This is a genomic window from Neisseria sp. Marseille-Q1983 (genome assembly GCF_018224585.1).
In the GTDB taxonomy this organism is placed as follows: domain Bacteria; phylum Pseudomonadota; class Gammaproteobacteria; order Burkholderiales; family Neisseriaceae; genus Neisseria; species Neisseria polysaccharea.
On sequence record NZ_JAGTUI010000041.1, the window covers coordinates 1 to 18228 of the forward strand.

The 18228-nt window shown below is 53.8% G+C and carries 18 protein-coding genes and 1 pseudogene; 14 read left to right on the plus strand and 5 right to left on the minus strand.

Annotated elements, in window-relative coordinates:
* Positions 1-321 precede the first annotated feature (321 nt).
* The gene (locus KEM39_RS09010) at positions 322-1269 is read left to right on the plus strand and encodes a bile acid:sodium symporter family protein (RefSeq protein ID WP_118782907.1); all 948 of its coding nucleotides are present in this window, start codon (positions 322-324) and stop codon (positions 1267-1269) included.
* Between the two features lie 152 nt (positions 1270-1421).
* Here KEM39_RS09010 and rluD read toward each other — a convergent pair whose 3' ends face one another.
* Positions 1422-2546 (minus strand): 23S rRNA pseudouridine(1911/1915/1917) synthase RluD, encoded by a 1125-nt coding sequence (gene rluD / locus KEM39_RS09015; protein WP_118997516.1) that lies wholly within the window; start codon positions 2544-2546, stop codon positions 1422-1424.
* Between rluD and KEM39_RS09020 the strand changes: the two genes are divergently transcribed.
* Complete coding sequence (locus KEM39_RS09020; RefSeq protein ID WP_107818606.1) at positions 2545-3348, plus strand: outer membrane protein assembly factor BamD; 804 nt, start codon at positions 2545-2547, stop codon at positions 3346-3348. The two genes, rluD and KEM39_RS09020, sit on opposite strands and share 2 nt — an antisense overlap.
* Positions 3349-3587: 239 nt before the next feature.
* Here the strand turns inward: KEM39_RS09020 and KEM39_RS09025 are convergent, their stop codons facing one another.
* The 4 genes from KEM39_RS09025 to KEM39_RS09040 all read right to left on the minus strand — a co-directional run bounded on the left by KEM39_RS09025 (position 3588) and on the right by KEM39_RS09040 (position 8405).
* Entirely contained in the window at positions 3588-5807 is a 2220-nt protein-coding gene (locus KEM39_RS09025; protein WP_153067775.1) for a DNA internalization-related competence protein ComEC/Rec2, read from the minus strand.
* 331 nt (positions 5808-6138) lie between these two features.
* Positions 6139-6480 (minus strand): hypothetical protein, encoded by a 342-nt coding sequence (locus KEM39_RS09030; RefSeq protein WP_118997517.1) that lies wholly within the window; start codon positions 6478-6480, stop codon positions 6139-6141.
* A 100-nt stretch (positions 6481-6580) separates the two neighbouring features.
* Positions 6581-7783, minus strand: a complete 1203-nt coding sequence (gene trpB, locus KEM39_RS09035; RefSeq protein WP_118997518.1) for a tryptophan synthase subunit beta — start codon at positions 7781-7783, stop codon at positions 6581-6583.
* A gap of 82 nt (positions 7784-7865) precedes the next feature.
* On the minus strand, positions 7866-8405 hold the full coding sequence (locus KEM39_RS09040; RefSeq protein WP_240002745.1) for a DNA glycosylase: 540 nt from the start codon (positions 8403-8405) through the stop codon (positions 7866-7868).
* A 333-nt stretch (positions 8406-8738) separates the two neighbouring features.
* Between KEM39_RS09040 and rsmA the strand changes: the two genes are divergently transcribed.
* The 12 genes and pseudogenes from rsmA to KEM39_RS09100 all read left to right on the plus strand — a co-directional run bounded on the left by rsmA (position 8739) and on the right by KEM39_RS09100 (position 18146).
* Positions 8739-9518: a 16S rRNA (adenine(1518)-N(6)/adenine(1519)-N(6))-dimethyltransferase RsmA gene (gene rsmA / locus KEM39_RS09045; RefSeq protein ID WP_118997520.1), complete on the plus strand. Its 780-nt coding sequence runs from the start codon at positions 8739-8741 to the stop codon at positions 9516-9518.
* Positions 9519-9533: 15 nt separating this feature from the next.
* Positions 9534-10054: pseudogene (locus KEM39_RS12070) on the plus strand (GTP pyrophosphokinase).
* A 110-nt stretch (positions 10055-10164) separates the two neighbouring features.
* A complete protein-coding gene (locus KEM39_RS09055) occupies positions 10165-10620 on the plus strand; it encodes a hypothetical protein (RefSeq protein ID WP_118997563.1) in 456 nt (151 codons plus the stop codon).
* 41 nt (positions 10621-10661) lie between these two features.
* A complete protein-coding gene (locus KEM39_RS09060; RefSeq protein WP_002233691.1) occupies positions 10662-11390 on the plus strand; it encodes an amino acid ABC transporter ATP-binding protein in 729 nt (242 codons plus the stop codon).
* Between the two features lie 72 nt (positions 11391-11462).
* The gene (locus KEM39_RS09065; RefSeq protein ID WP_002214147.1) at positions 11463-11822 is read left to right on the plus strand and encodes a hypothetical protein; all 360 of its coding nucleotides are present in this window, start codon (positions 11463-11465) and stop codon (positions 11820-11822) included.
* A gap of 4 nt (positions 11823-11826) precedes the next feature.
* Positions 11827-12267 carry a protein YgfX gene (locus tag KEM39_RS09070; protein ID WP_118997521.1) on the plus strand — a complete coding sequence of 147 codons (441 nt, stop codon included), beginning with the start codon at positions 11827-11829 and terminating at the stop codon, positions 12265-12267.
* Between the two features lie 30 nt (positions 12268-12297).
* The gene (gene folC, locus KEM39_RS09075) at positions 12298-13572 is read left to right on the plus strand and encodes a bifunctional tetrahydrofolate synthase/dihydrofolate synthase (RefSeq protein ID WP_118997522.1); all 1275 of its coding nucleotides are present in this window, start codon (positions 12298-12300) and stop codon (positions 13570-13572) included.
* Positions 13573-13584: 12 nt separating this feature from the next.
* Positions 13585-14628 (plus strand): cell division protein FtsN, encoded by a 1044-nt coding sequence (gene ftsN, locus KEM39_RS09080; RefSeq protein ID WP_118997523.1) that lies wholly within the window; start codon positions 13585-13587, stop codon positions 14626-14628.
* Entirely contained in the window at positions 14621-15118 is a 498-nt protein-coding gene (locus KEM39_RS09085; protein WP_118997524.1) for a CvpA family protein, read from the plus strand. The genes ftsN and KEM39_RS09085 overlap by 8 nt, the downstream gene beginning before the upstream one ends.
* Before the next feature lie 207 nt (positions 15119-15325).
* Positions 15326-16870: an amidophosphoribosyltransferase gene (gene purF, locus KEM39_RS09090; RefSeq protein WP_118784068.1), complete on the plus strand. Its 1545-nt coding sequence runs from the start codon at positions 15326-15328 to the stop codon at positions 16868-16870.
* A 99-nt stretch (positions 16871-16969) separates the two neighbouring features.
* On the plus strand, positions 16970-17461 hold the full coding sequence (greB, locus tag KEM39_RS09095; protein ID WP_025457309.1) for a transcription elongation factor GreB: 492 nt from the start codon (positions 16970-16972) through the stop codon (positions 17459-17461).
* A gap of 58 nt (positions 17462-17519) precedes the next feature.
* Positions 17520-18146 carry a phosphoribosylanthranilate isomerase gene (locus KEM39_RS09100; protein WP_050896631.1) on the plus strand — a complete coding sequence of 209 codons (627 nt, stop codon included), beginning with the start codon at positions 17520-17522 and terminating at the stop codon, positions 18144-18146.
* Positions 18147-18228: the final 82 nt, after the last annotated feature.

Sequence of the window (18228 nt, forward strand, 5' to 3'; positions counted from 1 at the left end):
TTTGTACTGTCTGCGGCTTCGTCGCCTTGTCCTGATTTTTGTTAATCCACTATATGTTTCAACAGGGGATGGCACATCAAGCACCGCACTGCGTGTTGCCCGAACGAGACTACCCTCCGATTAGATTCTATCGCCATAAACAGACGGGTTTCAACCGAAAAGGAATGGGAATAAAGTCCGTTTCCGACACCTCTCGGGCGATGCCGTCTGAAAACCAATCTCCACTTTCAGACGGCATTGTTTAGGCACGGTCATTTTGCAAATTAAGGTTAAGGCGTGTATGCTTGCCTTCCCTTAAAAACAAACATGCAACGCATTATTATGAATATCCTCAGTAAAATCAGCAGCTTTATCGGAAAAACATTTTCCCTCTGGGCCGCGCTCTTTGCCGCCGCCGCTTTTTTCGCGCCCGACACCTTCAAATGGGCGGGACCTTATATTCCTTGGCTGTTGGGCATTATTATGTTCGGTATGGGTTTGACGCTCAAACCTTCCGACTTCGATATTTTGTTCAAACATCCCAAAGCCGTCATCATCGGCGTAATCGCACAATTCGCCATTATGCCGGCAACCGCCTGGCTGCTGTCCAAACTGTTGGACCTGCCTGCCGAAATCGCGGTCGGCGTGATTTTAGTCGGCTGCTGCCCGGGCGGTACGGCTTCCAATGTGATGACCTATCTGGCGCGCGGCAATGTGGCTTTGTCGGTTGCCGTTACGTCTGTTTCCACCCTGATTTCCCCATTGCTGACTCCCGCCATCTTCCTGATGCTTGCCGGTGAAATGCTGGAAATCCAAGCGGCCGGTATGTTGATGTCCATCGTCAAAATGGTTTTGCTCCCCATTGTTTTGGGTTTGATTGTCCATAAGGTTTTGGGCAGTAAAACCGAAAAGCTGACCGATGCGCTACCGCTGGTTTCCGTTGCCGCCATCGTGCTGATTATCGGCGCGGTAGTCGGGGCAAGCAAAGGCAAAATTATGGAAAGCGGCCTGCTGATTTTTGCGGTTGTCGTACTCCACAACGGCATCGGCTACCTGCTCGGCTTCTTTGCCGCTAAATGGACCGGCCTGCCTTATGATGCACAAAAAACGCTGGCCATCGAAGTCGGTATGCAAAACTCGGGTCTGGCCGCCGCGCTTGCCGCCGCACACTTTGCCGCCGCGCCGGTCGTTGCCGTTCCGGGCGCATTGTTCAGCGTGTGGCACAATATCTCCGGCTCGCTGCTGGCAACTTATTGGGCAGCTAAAGCCGGTAAACATAAAAAACCCTAAACGCCTTTCATCATAATGCCGTCTGAACGGGGCAAACGAAACCGGCGGTTTCCGCCCTGCCCCTTCAGACGGCCTTTGTTTGAAATCGGTGGGGACGATTGCTCGGCTGCTCCGATTCGGCTGCCTGCGTTCGCCCCGCCTTTCAAGCCGCCTCACTCCCTTACATAAACCACTTCGACATCGTAGTCGTCTTCGTTCCAATCATCGTCGTCATCCGCGCCGAATTTGTCCTGCCATTCCTCTTCATTGCTCAAAGACGAATCCAAACCGGCTTCAAGACGGAGGACGGACAACAAATGATATATGTCGTTTGGAATCGGTGCTTCAAACGAAACGGTTTCGCCGCTTTCCGGATGAGTGAAACTTAAGCGGTAGGCGTGCAATGCCTGACGCGCACCCAGACTTTTAACGGCTTCTTTCACCGTGTCGCCGCACGGATGGCGCAGGTTGCCGTAAACCGGGTCGGCGGCAAGCGGATGGTTGGCCTCGCGCATATGGACGCGGATTTGGTGCGTCCTGCCTGTCTCGAGCGAACATTCGATATAGCTGTGGGCAAGATAGCGTTCCAACACTTTGACGTGGGTAACGGCTGGTTTGCCGCCGAATTTGACGACTGCCATTTTCAGGCGGTTGTGCGGATCGCGTCCGATTTGGGTTTCGATTTTACCGTCAAAGGGGACGATGCCGTTGGCGACGGCACGGTAGATGCGTTTGACCGTGCGTTCCTGAAGCTGCCGCACAAGGGAATTTTGCGCCGGCAGGGTTTTGGCAACCACCATCAGCCCGCTGGTTTCCTTGTCGAGGCGGTGGACGATGCCCGCGCGCGGAATTTGGGACAGCTCGGGGCAATGCGCCAACAGACCGTTGAGCAGCGTCCCCGTCCAGTTGCCCGCCGCCGGATGCACCACCAGTCCGGCCGGTTTGTTGACGACGATGACGGTATCGTCTTCGTAAACAATATCCAAATCCATAGGCTCCGGCATGAATGCCAGATTCTCCTCACTCGGACAGACGGTTACACGGATTTGCTCACCGCCTATCATTTTGTCTTTGGGTTGCGAAGGTTTATCGTTTACAATAACCGCGCCTTCTCTAATCCATGATGTCAACCGGCTGCGCGAATAGTCTGGCAGAAGTTTTGCCAATACCGCATCCAACCGCCCGCCGGCAAGCTCGAGCGGAACAGTCAGACAAATACAGTTTTCGGTTTCCGGGGCTGACACAAAGTCTGAATCATCGCTATAATCGGATTCATTATCAAAGGAAGTATTCTGCATGAAAAAAATTCTTTTAACGGTTTCATTAGGTTTGGCACTGAGTGCCTGTGCCACCAAAGGTACGGTAGATAAAGATGCCCAGATTACCCAAGACTGGAGTGTGGAAAAACTCTATGCCGAAGCCCAGGACGAGCTGAACAGCAGCAATTATACGCGAGCTGTCAAATTATACGAAATCTTGGAATCGCGCTTCCCTACCAGCCGCCATGCCCAGCAATCCCAACTGGATACGGCATACGCCTACTATAAAGATGATGAGAAGGATAAGGCACTGGCCGCCATTGACCGCTTCCGCCGCCTTCACCCTCAACACCCGAATATGGACTACGCGCTGTACCTGCGCGGTTTGGTACTGTTCAACGAAGATCAGTCTTTCTTGAACAAACTGGCCTCGCAAGACTGGTCCGACCGCGACCCGAAAGCCAACCGCGAAGCGTATCAGGCGTTTGCGGAACTCGTCCAACGCTTCCCTAACAGCAAATACGCCGCCGATGCGACCGCACGCATGGTCAAACTGGTCGATGCTTTGGGCGGCAATGAAATGTCGGTAGCGCGTTACTACATGAAACGCGGCGCATATATCGCCGCCGCCAACCGCGCCCAAAAAATTATCGGCAGCTACCAGAATACGCGCTATGTCGAAGAATCGCTCGCCATATTGGAACTTGCCTACAAGAAGTTGGACAAGCCCCAGCTTGCCGCCGACACACACCGCGTTTTGGAAGCCAACTTTCCGAAAAGCCCGTTCTTAAAGCAGCCGTGGCGGTCTGACGATATGCCCTGGTGGCGTTACTGGCACTGATTCCGCACCGATGTCATGATGCCGTCTGAAACCCTTTCAGACGGCATTTTCCGTTCCGGCGCAAACCTTTCCGTTCATTCAAACGGTTCTCCCTGCCGTTAACCGCAACGCCCTTTCTGTTTTTGACGCACACTGAAAATCAAACGATATGCCTTGCCGGCACGAACCGGCGTTAACGCCAAAATGCCGTCTGAAGTCCTTTTAGACGACATTTTCCGTTCCGGCACCAGCCTTCCCATTCACTCAAACGGTTTTTTCTGCCAATAGAATTTATACCCTCTCAAACGTTGAGCCTTCACGCCGCCGCGTCCCAAGCCGAATTGCAGCGCGCCCGACAAATCCGTCCGCAACAACTTGATGCCGTGTGCGCGGACACGGTTCTGTACCGCTTCGGTCGGATGTTTGTAGGCGTTGGCATAACCGCTTGAAGCAACGGCATATTCGGGCGAGACGGCATTGAGGAACACGCCCGACGAGGACGTATTGCTGCCGTGATGTCCCAAAACCAAAACCTGGCTGTACAGGTTTGAGCCGTATTTTTTAACCAACTCCGCCTCGCCCTTCGTATCCAAATCGCCCGTTACCAGCAGTGCCGCACCACCAGCCACAACACGCAAAACACAACTTTTCCCATTATCATCGATGTTTTTGCGTTCAGACGGCATCAAAAACTCGAAATCTACGCCGTCCCATTGCCAACGCTGTTCCGCACAATGCCGCGCCCCCTCATAAAATTCCGGCTGTCCGGCATAAATCCCGCCGTTCGGTATCTTGCCGACTGCCTGAAAACCGCCGTCGTGGTCGCTGTCGTGATGCGACAGAACCAGCTTGTCCAAACGGCGGACACCCGCCGCATTCAAACTCGGCACAATCCCCGTCTGCGCCGCCGATGCAGTTCCGGTGTCAAACAAAAGATGATGATTTGCCGTCTGAACCGACACCGACAAACCCTGCCCCGCATCCCAAACCGTAACCGCAGCCTCATTTTCCGGCACGCTGGGCGGACGGTAAAACACAAACCCTGCCAACAGCAACACCGCCCACGGACGCAAACCCAAACCGCGCGGCAGCAACAACAGCAAAGCGGCACACACCGCCAACACCAGCAGCGGCAAAGGTGCGGAGGCAACGGCAAACTCGGGCGACACATCGGCAAGCCACACCAAAAACCGCAAAGTGTATTCCGCCAAAAATGCCCCCAACTGTTGCAAAGGCGCAAACGGCACGACCGAACCCAGCAACGCCAGCGGCGTCAACACCCAAGAAAACCACGGAATCGCCACCGCATTGACCAAAGGGCTGACCAAAGGCAGCGAAGCAAACAGATAACCGAGCAAAACCAACGACAACACCGAAGCCGCCCACTGTCCGCGCAAAGCGGTTTGCCGTTTCCCTTCGTGCAAACGCCCTGCACACGCCCATATCAGGGCCGCCACCAAACCAAAAGACAGCCAAGTTCCCACACCCAAGACCGCCAAAGGGTCGAACAGCAGCACCGCCGCCAACGCCTGCCACCACGTTGCCCACGCCGACAGTCTTCCCCTGCGCCACGCCCACGCAAATGCCGCCAACATCAAAACACTGCGCTGCGTCGGCACGGAAAAACCGGCAAGCAGCGCGTAAAACAGCGCGCCTGCACACCCCGCCGCCAAAACCCACACGCGCGGCCGGGCAGGAAGGCGCGGGGAACAGGCAAGCAGCCGCTTCGCCAGCCACGCAAACAGCACCGCCACCATCGTAACGTGCAAACCCGAGATACTGACCAGATGAGTCAGCCCCAACGGTCGGAACGCCTGCCATAATTCGGGGCGCAATGCCGACTGTTCGCCCACGCTCAACGCGCGCATCAGCCCGATGCCGTCTGAAAGCCCGCCGTCCGCATCCGCCTGCCGCCAATTACGGCTGATGCGGCTGCGCCAAACCGCAATCCCCCAACCGCTTCCGTCATGCAGCAAAACCCTGTCCGCACCGACCGTCCCCGCGCCGCCTATCCCGTTGGATAATGCCCACGCCTCACGGTTCAAACTGCGCAGGTTCAACTCCCCGACGACGGGGTGCACACGTGCCGTTATCCGCCATCTGCTCCCGACCGCCCATTCGCGCCGTTTGTAGTCCGACAGCAGCAAATCAAACGTCCGACCACCGCTGTCCACAGCCTTTGCAGCAAACTGCACGCGCCGCCCGTCCGACCTCGGCATATCCGCCACTTCCACCGTTAACGGCACACCTGAAACGGCTTCTGCCCGCCATTGCGAAGACAGTGCCGCTTCCGTTCTGAATACGCCGTAAGCCGCGCCCGCCAACACGCACAGCATCAGACCGGCAAACGCAAAACGCCTTGCAAACACAGCAAAAACCGCAAAAGCCGCCAGCCAAAACAGCCAATGCGGCACAGACGGCAGCGCGAACGAAGCCGCCACGCCGACGACCCAACACGGCAAAAAACAACGACGGAACACGTCTCCCCACTCCCGATATTTCAAAAATAAACAGATAATAAAGCAAATCCGAAAAATCGTCATAGTCGAGGACGCAGTCCCATACTACCTCGCCCTTGCTGTCTAGAGCTTGTATGGGCGTACCCAGATAGTCCTGCACGATGGTGTAGCTGTCCTCCTCGGCAAGCTTTGCCACCGGGGTGTAGCTACCACCGTCATACACCCACGTTCCGAGGTTTTGCACTAGCTCTGCTTGTCAAAAGATACTCCGCCTAACTTATTAACAACTCGGCGTGGGGCGTTTTCTTTTTTCATATTCCCATTCGTGTAAAAGAACGTTGCCGTCCCAATATTATTGATTTTTCTTTTTCCAATTTTCATAGCGAATTTGTAAATTTTCTCGCCATTCTTCACTTGGACATTTATCTATAAGTTTTTGATATTCTTCCTCTGATGCACTTAAAATACAAGTTTCAAAAAGATGCAATAATCCCCAATGCATATCATAGAAAAAACCATCTGGAAAAAGAGATACTAATACCTCTGCTTCTTCAAGTGTAATAGGTTTTTCTATACTTGACATAAGCTCATCATATTGTTCTATCAATTCATCTATTTTTTCATCATTGTCATCTGCATCTGATTCTGTTGGCATTCTACCAATTGCTTTCAACTTCAAAATTTGTTCTCTCATTATTTACAAGCTTCTTTAATTTTACAAGGAAAGTTCGTAAAAATGCCGTCTGAACTCAGGCTTCAGACGGCATTTTTATCAGACGACCTTCACATCATCCCTACAACTCAATCCCTTTGAGCTTCGCCACGGTGTTGATGTCTTTATCGCCACGACCTGAGAGGTTGACCAAAATCACTTGGTCTTTACCCATTTTCGGCGCGTTTTTCACCGCCCAAGCAACGGCGTGGCTGGATTCGAGCGCGGGGATGATGCCCTCGAAGCGGCAGAGCAAGTCGAAGGCTTCAAGTGCTTCGTCGTCTTTGGCAACGGTGTATTCGACGCGCTTGATGTCGTGCAGATGGCTGTGTTCCGGGCCGATGCCGGGGTAATCCAAGCCTGCGGAAACGGAGTGCGTCCCCAAAACCTGGCCGTTTTCGTCCTGCATCAGATAGCTGCGGAAACCGTGCAATACGCCGATGGGGGCTTTGCTGGTAATCGGCGCGGCATGGTCTGGCGTATCCACGCCCAAACCGCCTGCCTCCACGCCGACCAAACGTACGTTTTCTTCTTCGATATAGGGGTAGAACAAACCGATGGCATTGGAGCCGCCGCCAACGCAGGCAACGGCAACATCAGGTTGACGACCGATAGCTTCCAACATTTGTTCTTTGGCTTCATTGCCGATCACGCATTGGAAGTCGCGCACCATTTCGGGATACGGTGCGGGACCGGCGGCGGTACCGATGATGTAGAACGTGTCATCCACGCGGGCGACCCATTCGCGCATCGCTTCGTTCATCGCGTCTTTAAGCGTGCGGCTGCCGCTTTCTACACCGACCACGTTCGCGCCCAACAATTTCATGCGGAACACGTTAGGCATTTGGCGTTGGATGTCGTCCGCACCCATATAGACATCGCAAGTCATACCGAAGCGGGCGGCAACGGTGGCACTCGCCACGCCGTGCTGACCCGCGCCGGTTTCGGCAATCACGCGTTTTTTGCCCATACGGCGGGCGAGCAATGCCTGACCGATGGTGTTGTTGACTTTGTGCGCGCCGGTGTGGTTCAAGTCTTCGCGCTTTAACCAAATTTGCGCGCCGCCCAGATGCTCGGACAACCGCGCGGCATGGTAAACGGGGCTGGGCCTGCCGACATAATGTTTCAAATCGCGGCGGAACTCCGCCCAAAATTCAGGATCTTCTTTCGCTGCTTTATAGGCTTCTGCCAATTCTTGCAAAGCCGGAATCAGGGTTTCGGATACGAACAGCCCGCCGTGTTCGCCGAAAAAGCCCTTCTCATCGGGCGTATGGTAATTCTTCATCGGATTCTTCCTTGTACTTCAGGTTTTCAGACGGCATTTCCGTTTTTGTAAACATGCCGTCTGAACGGGAAATTGTCGGCAATTATAACTGCTTTTCACACAAGCCCGCCATTTCGAAAAACGCCCGATACGCCGCCGCCTTTTTCGCCAAACTCAAAGGATAGGCGCGCGAAGTCGAAGGCAGGCGCGTCAGCGTCAAATCCCGTCCGGCAAACGGAAACGGCACGGTTTCGCCCGTTTTCGGCATTTTGATGCCGCCGCCCTGAATATCGAGCAGGATTTCCGTCGCCTTGCCGCCCGTCGTACAAATATGGCGGCACCGGGGTATTTTTGCCAACACCGCCGCCAAATCGACGGTTTCGACTACCTTTAAAAACTTGTCGGACGCATTGCCATGTTCCCTTGCCGCCTTCAACACCGTTGGGCAGGACGCAATCCCCCGTTCGCGCAAAAACGCCTTGATTTTCTCCGCATCAAACGCTTTTTCAGCCAGCATCTGGAAATGCGCCGCATCGTTAAAAAACACCAGTCCGTAAACGCGCCACATATCGTTTTGGAAATTCGGATAATGAAACTGCATCGCGCGTTTGTCTTCCTTGGGCGGAAACGTCCCCATCATCATGACCGCAGCCTTCGGCGGCAGCACGGGATCGAAGGGATGGATTTCGATTTCAAGCAGATTTTCAGACACGTCCAATCCTCCAACAGGCAAAACGTTTTGCACCAAACCGCCAAACACGGCAAGCCTTCAAACAGCATTATCACGCCCTGCCGTTTTCGGTTACAATGCCGACATCAAACGGATACTGTAAACACATTTATGTTTCAACACACAGGACGACACATAAAGCACCGCCATATGTGCCGTCCTGATTTGGAAGGAGTTACACCCCTCCCAAACAGAGTCTGATTCTACCGCCCTAAAGGGCGGGGTTTCAACCGAAAAGGAAACACGATGAAAGAACACAAAGCCCGCAAGCGTTTCGGGCAGAATTTTTTGCAGGACACGCGGATTATCGGCGATATTGTCAACGCCGTGCGCCCGCAGGCGGATGATGTCGTGATTGAAATCGGCCCGGGTTTGGCGGCGATTACCGAACCTTTGGCGAAAAAACTGAACCGACTGCACGTTGTCGAAATCGACCGCGACATCGTATGCCGTCTGAAAACGCTGCCGTTTGCGGATAAGCTGGTGATTCACGAAGGCGATGTGTTGCAGTTTGATTTCAACAGTATCGCAGGCAAAAAGAAAATCGTCGGCAACCTGCCGTACAACATTTCCACGCCGCTTTTGTTCAAGCTGGCGGAGGTGGCGGACGATGTCGTCGATATGCACTTTATGCTGCAAAAAGAAGTGGTCGAGCGCATGGTTGCCGCGCCGAAAAGCAACGACTACGGCCGCTTGGGTGTGATGCTGCAATATTTTTTCGATATGGAGCTGCTGATTGACGTGCCGCCCGAATCGTTCGACCCTGCGCCGAAAGTGGATTCCGCAGTGGTGCGCATGATTCCGGTGAAACACCGCATCGGCAAAGCGGACGATTTCGAGCATTTCGCCAAACTCGTAAAACTCGCCTTCCACCAACGCCGCAAAACCATACGCAACAATCTGAAAGAGCTTGCAGGCGACGATGATTTGCAGGCAGTCGGCATCAATTCGCAAGACCGCGCCGAACACATAGCGCCGGAAAAATACGTGGCATTGAGCAATTATTTGGCGGGCAAGGCCGTCTGAAAAGAGGGGGCGGAAATGGAAGGCAACCTGCAGAAAACCGAGCGTTTAATCCGCGAAATCAACCGCCTGCACGCACAATATTCGCAGGATTATTTTGAAACCGGCAAAGTGCGGAAAATCAATTTGAGCCACACGCTCAAAAACGTTCCGACCGAACATATTTTGTCTTACCGCCTTAATTTGCACGAAGCGGTTAACGATTATTTAGCCTTTGCCGACACGCGCGGCATAGACTTTTTCTACCGCGTGAAAACCGCAGAAAGCATACATGATAAAATCAGCCGCTATCTGGCGCGCGGCTGATTTGGCCGTCTGAAACAGTTGTCGGAATTTTGGAAAAACTTGACGACTGGAAAACAGAACACGGCTTGAAAAACTGATATTTGCGCGATGCGGGCGGCTATATCGGCATACACATTTATTTCAAAAACAGCAGCAATTTCTACTATCCGTGGGAATTGCAGGTTTGGGATGAAAAAGATGCCAAAGCCAATATTGAAAACCATATGATGTGCAAACGGAATTTCGTGCGTTGAATTACCGGCAAGCCGCATTGAAACCGTTTATAACTGTTTATAAAAGCATAAACCATAAAATACACAACCGTACCCCTGACTTTTCTTTTAACCGCCCGAGTGAACAAACCATGAAATACACAGCCGCACTCCTGACTTTTCTTTTAACTGCCTGCATGAACCCGAACGATGCGTTTTTCCAAAACCGGCGTTATCAAATGCTGGAGGCGCAATTAAACGGTTCAAATGCCATTTTCCATTACGGTTATTCCCAAAATCCCGATCATGATTTATTGGTCGACCAAGTCCGCGTGCCGGACGCGTACAGGGCTTCATTTGAGCGTGATTGGATAGCGAAGGAGCAAGGCTACCGCAAAAACGATTGCGTACTGGAAAAAGCGGAAAGCGGGGGTGTGACGTACTACACCTGCGATGCGGAAAAAGGATTCAACGGCACACGTTTCGTCATCTATGTCGTGAATATGAAAAACGACAAAGGCTACGTCAAAGTTTACCGGAGCATGAATAAGCCGAATCAAGAAGCGTTAACCAAATTGGTTGCCGATTTGAATAAGTTTTACCCTTAATCAGTCAGACGGATTCAGACTGCCCGAAAAGAATGGACACTATGATCAAATTTAAAAACGTACACAAACATTTCAAAGACCTGCACGTCATCAACGGCGTGAACTTGGAAATCAAAAAAGGCGAAGTGGTCGTCGTCTGCGGGCCTTCGGGCAGCGGCAAATCCACACTCATCCGCACCGTCAACCAGCTTGAAAGCATCGAAAGCGGCGAGATTTGGGTGGACGGCGTCAACGTTGCCGACCCCAAAACCGATTTGAACAAAATCCGCGAAGAAGTCGGCTTCGTATTCCAAGGCTTCAACCTCTACCCCCACCTGACCGTATTGGAAAACATCACCCTCGCACCGATGAAGGTTAAAGGTCAAAATGCGGAACAGGCGGAGAAAAAAGCGATGGAACTTTTGGAACGCGTCGGACTGGCACACAAAAAAGACGCCTTCCCGTCCCAACTTTCCGGCGGCCAGCAGCAACGCGTGGCGATTGCGCGCGGGTTGGCGATGGAACCGCGCGTGATGTTGTTTGACGAACCGACCTCCGCACTCGACCCCGAAATGGTCGGCGAAGTATTAAAAGTCATGAAAGACTTAGCAGAAAGCGGCATGACCATGATGTGCGTAACCCACGAAATGGGTTTTGCCCGCGAAGTTGCCGACCGCGTGATTTTCGTCGATAAAGGGCAAATCCTCGAAGACGAAACGCCCGAAGCGTTTTTCACCAACCCGAAACACGAACGCGCCAAGCAGTTCCTGCAACAGGTCATGACCCACTGATGCTATGCCGTCTGAAAACCGAACGTTCAGACGGCATAGCCCGACACCGCAAGATGATTGAGAAAGAAAACCATGTATTTTGTTGACCGCACCGCCGTCGTCCTCAAGCCGACCGTCCGCTTTTTGGAATGGCTCAAAAGCACCGACGAAAATATGCCCGACCTGACCATAGAGCAGCTTCGTGCCAACTGTTCCGTCTTCCTCGTTCCGCAGTTCGACGAACCGGAAGCCGTCGTTTCCTACTTCGACGAACGCTACCGGCAGATTTTTGAAGCCGAACTCGCCGGCTGGGACATCGACAAAGACAAATGGCCGCAAGATATGGGGCTGAAGGCGTTTTGGGAATTTTTCGACATCGAAATCCACGATATGGTTTTGGATATGGAAGAAGCGGATTTGAACATCACGCCCGTGTTCGACAATATGATGTAACGCCATGCGCGCCTTTCAGACGGCATTGAAGCCGTCCCGCATTCTGAACATCCTGACCATATCGCTCCACTCGGCTTCCATTGCCGTCTGCCTGACTTGGTTTTACGGCTGGATGATGTGGTTCGGTTTTGCGGCTTTGGCGGCAAGTTACGCATACTCGCTCAGGATAACGAACCTGAAACACCGCCATGCCATAACCGCCATTACCATAGACCGCGACGGACAGGCGGAAATCGTATCCGGCAAAGACAAAACAGCGGCGACACTGGCGGGCAGCAGTATGGTTACGCCTTATGCCTTATTCTTACAATGGGACACCGGCGGCACAACCGTCCGCCAATGCATCATGCCCGACATGACGGACAAAGAATCCTACCGCAGGCTGAAAGTCTGGGTGCTTTGGCGGCAGCCGAAAAAAACCGCCGAAACCGATACATCAGACTGATTTCAGACGGCATTTGAAAACGAAACACTCATGAAAACACTACAAGATTGGCTCTCGCATTTGGAAACCGCCCACAGCGGCGGCTTAATCGACATGGGTTTGGAGCGCGTAGGCGAAGTGAAAAAGCGCATGAACCTGACACCGCAATGCCCCGTCGTCGTTGTCGCGGGAACAAACGGCAAAGGTTCGGTCTGCGCCTACCTGACACAGATTTACAAACAGGCGGGCTACAAAACCGGCACATTAACCAGCCCCCATTTATTGCGTTACAACGAACGCATCGCCATCAACGCCGAACCCGTTTCGGACGATACGATTATTGCCTCTTTCGAGCGCATCGAAGCGGCGCGCGGCGAAATATCGCTGACTTATTTTGAATTCAATACGTTGGCGGCCGTCGACATCTTCATGCGCGAACAGGTTGACGTGATGATATTGGAAGTCGGCTTGGGCGGACGCTTGGACGCGGTCAACGCATTTGACGGCGATTGCGCGGTGGTTACTAGTGTAGATTTGGACCATCAGGCGTTTTTGGGCGATACGGTCGAGCAGGTCGGCTTTGAAAAAGCAGGCGTGTTCCGCAGCGGCAAACCCGCCATCTGCGGTCAAAACCCCGCACCCGAATCGTTGGTCGCACACGCCGAAGCCATAGGCGCGAAACTGCTGATGGTGCAGCGCGATTTCGATTTCTCCTCATTGGAAAACATCCAATGGAACTACCGCTTCCATCCGCAGCATTCAGACGACCCCGCGCGCAACCGCAATTCCCTGCCTTTCCCCGCATTGCGCGGCGCATACCAGCTCTCCAATGCCGCCTGCTCGTTGACCGTATTGGAATGCTTGAACGACAAATTGCCGGTGGACATCGGCGCCATCAAGCGCGGTTTGTTGCTGGTTGAAAATCCCGGCCGCTTCCAAGTCCTGCCCGGCCGGCCGCTGACCGTTTTGGATGTCGGACACAATCCCCACGCCGCCCGCGCCCTGCGCCGCAGCCTGATTAATTTGGCGTTTGCGCAAAAACGCACCGCCGTGTTCAGCATGTTGTCCGACAAAGACATAGACTGCGTGTTGGAAACCGTTAAAGACCAATTTGACGAGTGGTATATCGCACCGTTGGACGTACTGCGCGGTATGACGGCGGATGCACTGAAAGCCAAATTGGAACAACACCGCATCGAAAACATACAGACATTTGCCGCCGTCCGCGACGCGTACCGTGCGGCAGCCTCAAAAGCGGGCGAAAACGACAGAATCGTCGTTTTCGGCTCATTTCATACCGTCGCCGACGTGATGTCGGTACTGTAAAAGGAAACTTCTATGTCCGAAAACAAACAAAACGAAGTCCTGACCGGTTACGAACAGCTCAAACGGCGCAACCGCCGCCGCCTCGTAACGGCAAGCTGCCTGGTTGCCGCCTCCTGCATCCTGCTGGCAGCCGCACTCAGTTCCGGTCCTGCCGAAAATGATCCTGCCGAACAGACTGCCGGCGAAACAAGCGGCGTAGAAAACAAAGCGGCAAGTGCGGCACAAACCCCTGCCTTGAAATCCGCCGCCGAAAACGGGGAAACCGCCGCCGACAAACCGCAGGACTTGGCAGGCGAAGACAAGCCTTCTGCCGCCGACAGCGAAATCAGCGAGCCTGAAAACGTAGGCGCGCCGCTGGTGCTGATTAACGACCGCCTCGAAGACAGCAACATCAAAGGTTTGGAAGCATCCGAGAAACTGCAACAGGCAGAAACTGCCCAAACCGCACCGAAGCAGGCAAAACAACGCGCTGCCGAAAAAGTGCCGGCAACTGCCGACAGTACGGATACGGTAGCGGTTGAAAAACCGAAACGCACTGCCGAAACAAAACCGCAAAAAGCGGAACGCACTGCCGAAGCCAAGCCCAAAGCCAAAGAAACCAAAACCGCCGAAAAAGTTGCCGACAAACCGAAAACTGCCGCCGAAAAAACCAAACCGGATACGGCAAAATCCGACAGCGCGGTAAAGGAAGCGAAAAAAGCCGACAAGGCTGAAGGCAAAAAAACAGCCGAAAAAGACCATTCGGACGGCAAAAAACACGAAACGGCACAAAAAACCGACAAAGCGGACAAGACCAAAACCGCCGAAAAAGAAAAATCCGAAAAATCCGGTAAAAAAGCCGCCATTCAGGCAGGTTATGCCGAAAAAGAACGCGCCTTGAGCCTCCAGCGCAAAATGAAGGCGGCGGGTATCGATTCGACCATTACCGAAATCATGACCGACAACGGCAAGGTTTACCGCGTCAAATCAAGCAACTATAAAAACGCGAGAGATGCCGAACGCGATTTGAACAAACTGCGCGTGCACGGCATCGCCGGTCAGGTAACGAATGAATAGCCTCCCCGTTGCCGACCTCCTCGTCTCCGCCGTCATTGCCGCCTGCATCCTTATTTCCGCGATGCGCGGCGTGATTGCAGAAGCGGGTTCGCTGGCGGCGTGGGTCATTGCCTTCTTTTTTGCCAAACTCTTTGCCGCACCCTTTGCCGACCTCGCCTTTGCCTCGTTCCAACCCCGCCTGTTTGCATTGGCTCTGTCGTTCATTTCCCTGTTCGTCATTGCCTGTCTGATCCAGAAAATGCTCCGTTCGCTGCTGACACAGGCGGTTTCCGCCGTCGGTTTGGGCTTTGCCAACCGCATTTTGGGCGGCGTATTCGGTGCATTGAAAGGCGTTTTGATTGTTACCCTGCTGATCATGCTTGCTTCAAAAACCGACCTGCCCGATACCGAAGAATGGCGGCAATCTTACACACTGCCGTTTTTCGTATCGCTTTCCGAAGCCGTGTTGAACCATAGCGGCGGCACGGCGGAAACTCCGGAAGACGATTGATTGCCCTGCTGGCGTTTCAGACGGCATCCTCTTTTATGCCGTCTGAAATGTTTTTTCCTTTCCTCAGCCATATCACAGATTAAATCTTATCCTCCATAAACCCACCTATCTGTCCTTCACTCAAATATTGTCAACAATTCAGGCAAAAAACCGCCGTTTGCTTTATAATTCCGTTTTACCCTTAAACCTCGAATCGGAGAAGACGATATGTGCGGCGTATTAGGTTTGGTCAGTCATGAACCCGTGAACCAGCTTCTGTACGACGGCTTGCAGATGTTGCAGCACAGGGGACAGGATGCGGCGGGCATTGTAACGGCCGAAGGCGGCACCTTCCATATGCACAAAGGCAAAGGGATGGTGCGCGAAGTCTTCCGTACACGCAATATGCGCGATTTGGTCGGCAACGCCGGTATCGCCCACGTCCGTTATCCTACTGCGGGCAACGCGGGCAGCAGCGCGGAGGCACAGCCTTTCTACGTCAGCTCGCCTTTCGGCATCGTTTTGGCGCACAACGGCAACCTCACCAACACTGCCGAACTGTATGAAAACGTGTGTAACAAACACCTGCGCCACGTCAACACCAGCTCCGATTCCGAAGTTTTGCTCAACGTATTCGCGCACGAATTGCGCCGCGAAGTCTCTAAAAACGCCGACCCGCACCGGCTCAATGCCGACAATGTTTTCAACGCCGTTGCCGAAGTCCACCGCTTGGTGCGCGGCGCATACGGTGTGGTTGCCATGATTGCGGGCTACGGTATGCTCGCCTTCCGCGACCCTTACGGCATCCGCCCGCTGGTATTGGGTTCGCAAACCGACAGCGAAGGCAGGAAATCCTATGCCGTCGCCTCCGAATCCGTCGCCTTCAACGCGCTTGCCTACGATTTGGAACGCGATATCCGGCCGGGCGAAGCGGTATTTGTCGGCTTTGACGGCACAATCATCGCCCGACAATGCAGCGATAAGGCCAAACTCAGCCCCTGCCTTTTTGAATATGTTTATTTTGCCCGCCCCGACTCTGTGATTGACGGCGTATCGGTTTACCAATCGCGCTTGGATATGGGTGTGTCCTTGGCGGAAAAAATCAAACGCGAGCTGCCCGTGGACGGCATCGATGTCGTGATGCCCATCCCCGACACCAGCCGCCCCAGCGCGATGGAGCTTGCCGTCCACCTCAAAAAGCCTTACCGCGAAGGTTTGATTAAAAACCGCTATATCGGCCGCACCTTTATTATGCCCGGCCAGGCGACGCGCAAAAAATCCGTGCGCCAAAAACTCAGCCCGATGGAAACCGAATTTGCAGGCAAAAGCGTGTTGCTGGTGGACGACTCCATCGTGCGCGGGACGACCAGCCGCGAAATCGTCGAAATGGTACGCGCGGCTGGCGCGCGCAAAGTCTATATCGCCTCCGCCGCCCCCGAAGTGCGCTATCCCAATGTGTACGGCATCGATATGCCCACGCGCGAAGAGTTGATTGCCAACGGGCGCAGCGCGGCGGAAATCGCTGCCGAAATCGGCGCGGACGGCATCGTGTTTCAAGACTTGGGCGATTTGGAAACCGTCGTCAAAGCACTCAATCCAAAAATCGAATCCTTCGATTCGTCCTGTTTCAACGGCATTTATCAGACAGGCGACATCGATGATGCCTACCTCGACCGCCTGTCTGCCGAGAAATCCGGCTGCGGCGGCCTGAAAATCCACCCGAGTAGGATGGAACACAGCATCAGCATCAGCGATGCGGGCGACGAAGAATAAGGCTTCCCAAACCGCGATGCCGTCTGAAATCCGAACGTTGGGTTTTCAGACGGCATTTCCCATATCGGCATCACATTTCCCGTTTCATCCGCACACAATATGAGTACCGAAACCAAAAACTACATTACGCCCGCCGGATGGCAGGCATTGAAAGACGAGCTTTATCAACTGGTTAATAAAGAACGCCCCGAAATCGTCCAAATCGTCAACTGGGCGGCAGGCAACGGCGACCGCAGCGAAAACGGCGACTATCTTTACGGCAAACGCCGTATGCGCGAAATCGACCGCCGCATCCGTTTCCTGACCAAGCGTTTGGAAGCTGCCGTCGTCGTCGATCCCGAATTGCGCGAAGCGACCGACCAAGTGTTTTTCGGCGCAACCGTCGATCTGTTGCGCGGTGACGGGCGCGAGCAAACCGTCAAAATCGTCGGCATCGATGAAATCGATACCGCGCAAAACAAAATTTCTTGGATTTCACCGCTGGCTCGTTGCCTGATTAAAGCACGCGAAGGCGACGAAGTGGTTTTGAACACGCCGGAAGGGCGTGAGGAAATTGAAATCCTTTCTGTCGAATACATCAAAATCGACTGATCGGGAATGCCGTCTGAAACGGCACAAACGCGCCGTTTCCCAAATAAAGGAATACCGAATGAGGAAAATCCGCACCAAAATCTGCGGCATCACCACACCGGAAGACGCAGCGGCCGCCGTAGCGGCAGGTGCAGATGCCGTCGGGCTGGTCTTTTTCCAAGGCAGCAGCCGGGCCGTCGATATTGCCCGCGCCAAAAAAATCACCGCCGCACTGCCGCCGTTTGTCAGCGTTGTCGCCCTTTTCGTCAACGAAAGCGCGCAAAACATCCGCCGCATCCTTGCCGAAGTGCCGATACACATCATCCAATTCCACGGCGACGAAGACGACACATTCTGCCGTCAGTTCCACCGCCCCTATATCAAGGCCATTCGTGTTCAGACGACATCAGACATCCGAAACGCCGCCGACCGCTTCCCCGACGCTCAGGCACTGCTGTTCGATGCCTACCACCCTTCGGAATACGGCGGCACCGGACACCGCTTCGACTGGACGCTGCTGGCGGAATATTCGGGCAAACCGTGGGTGCTTGCCGGCGGGCTGACCCCTGAAAACGTCGGCGAAGCCGTCCGCATCACCGGAGCGGAAGCGGTCGATGTATCCGGCGGCGTGGAAGCGTCTAAAGGCAAAAAAGACCCAGCCAAAGTCGCCGCCTTTATCGCAACCGCCAACCGCCTATCCCGTTAAAGCAACAAAAATTGCCGCCGGAATGACTTATAGTGGATTAACAAAAACCAGTACGGCGTTGCCTCGCCTTAGCTCAAAGAGA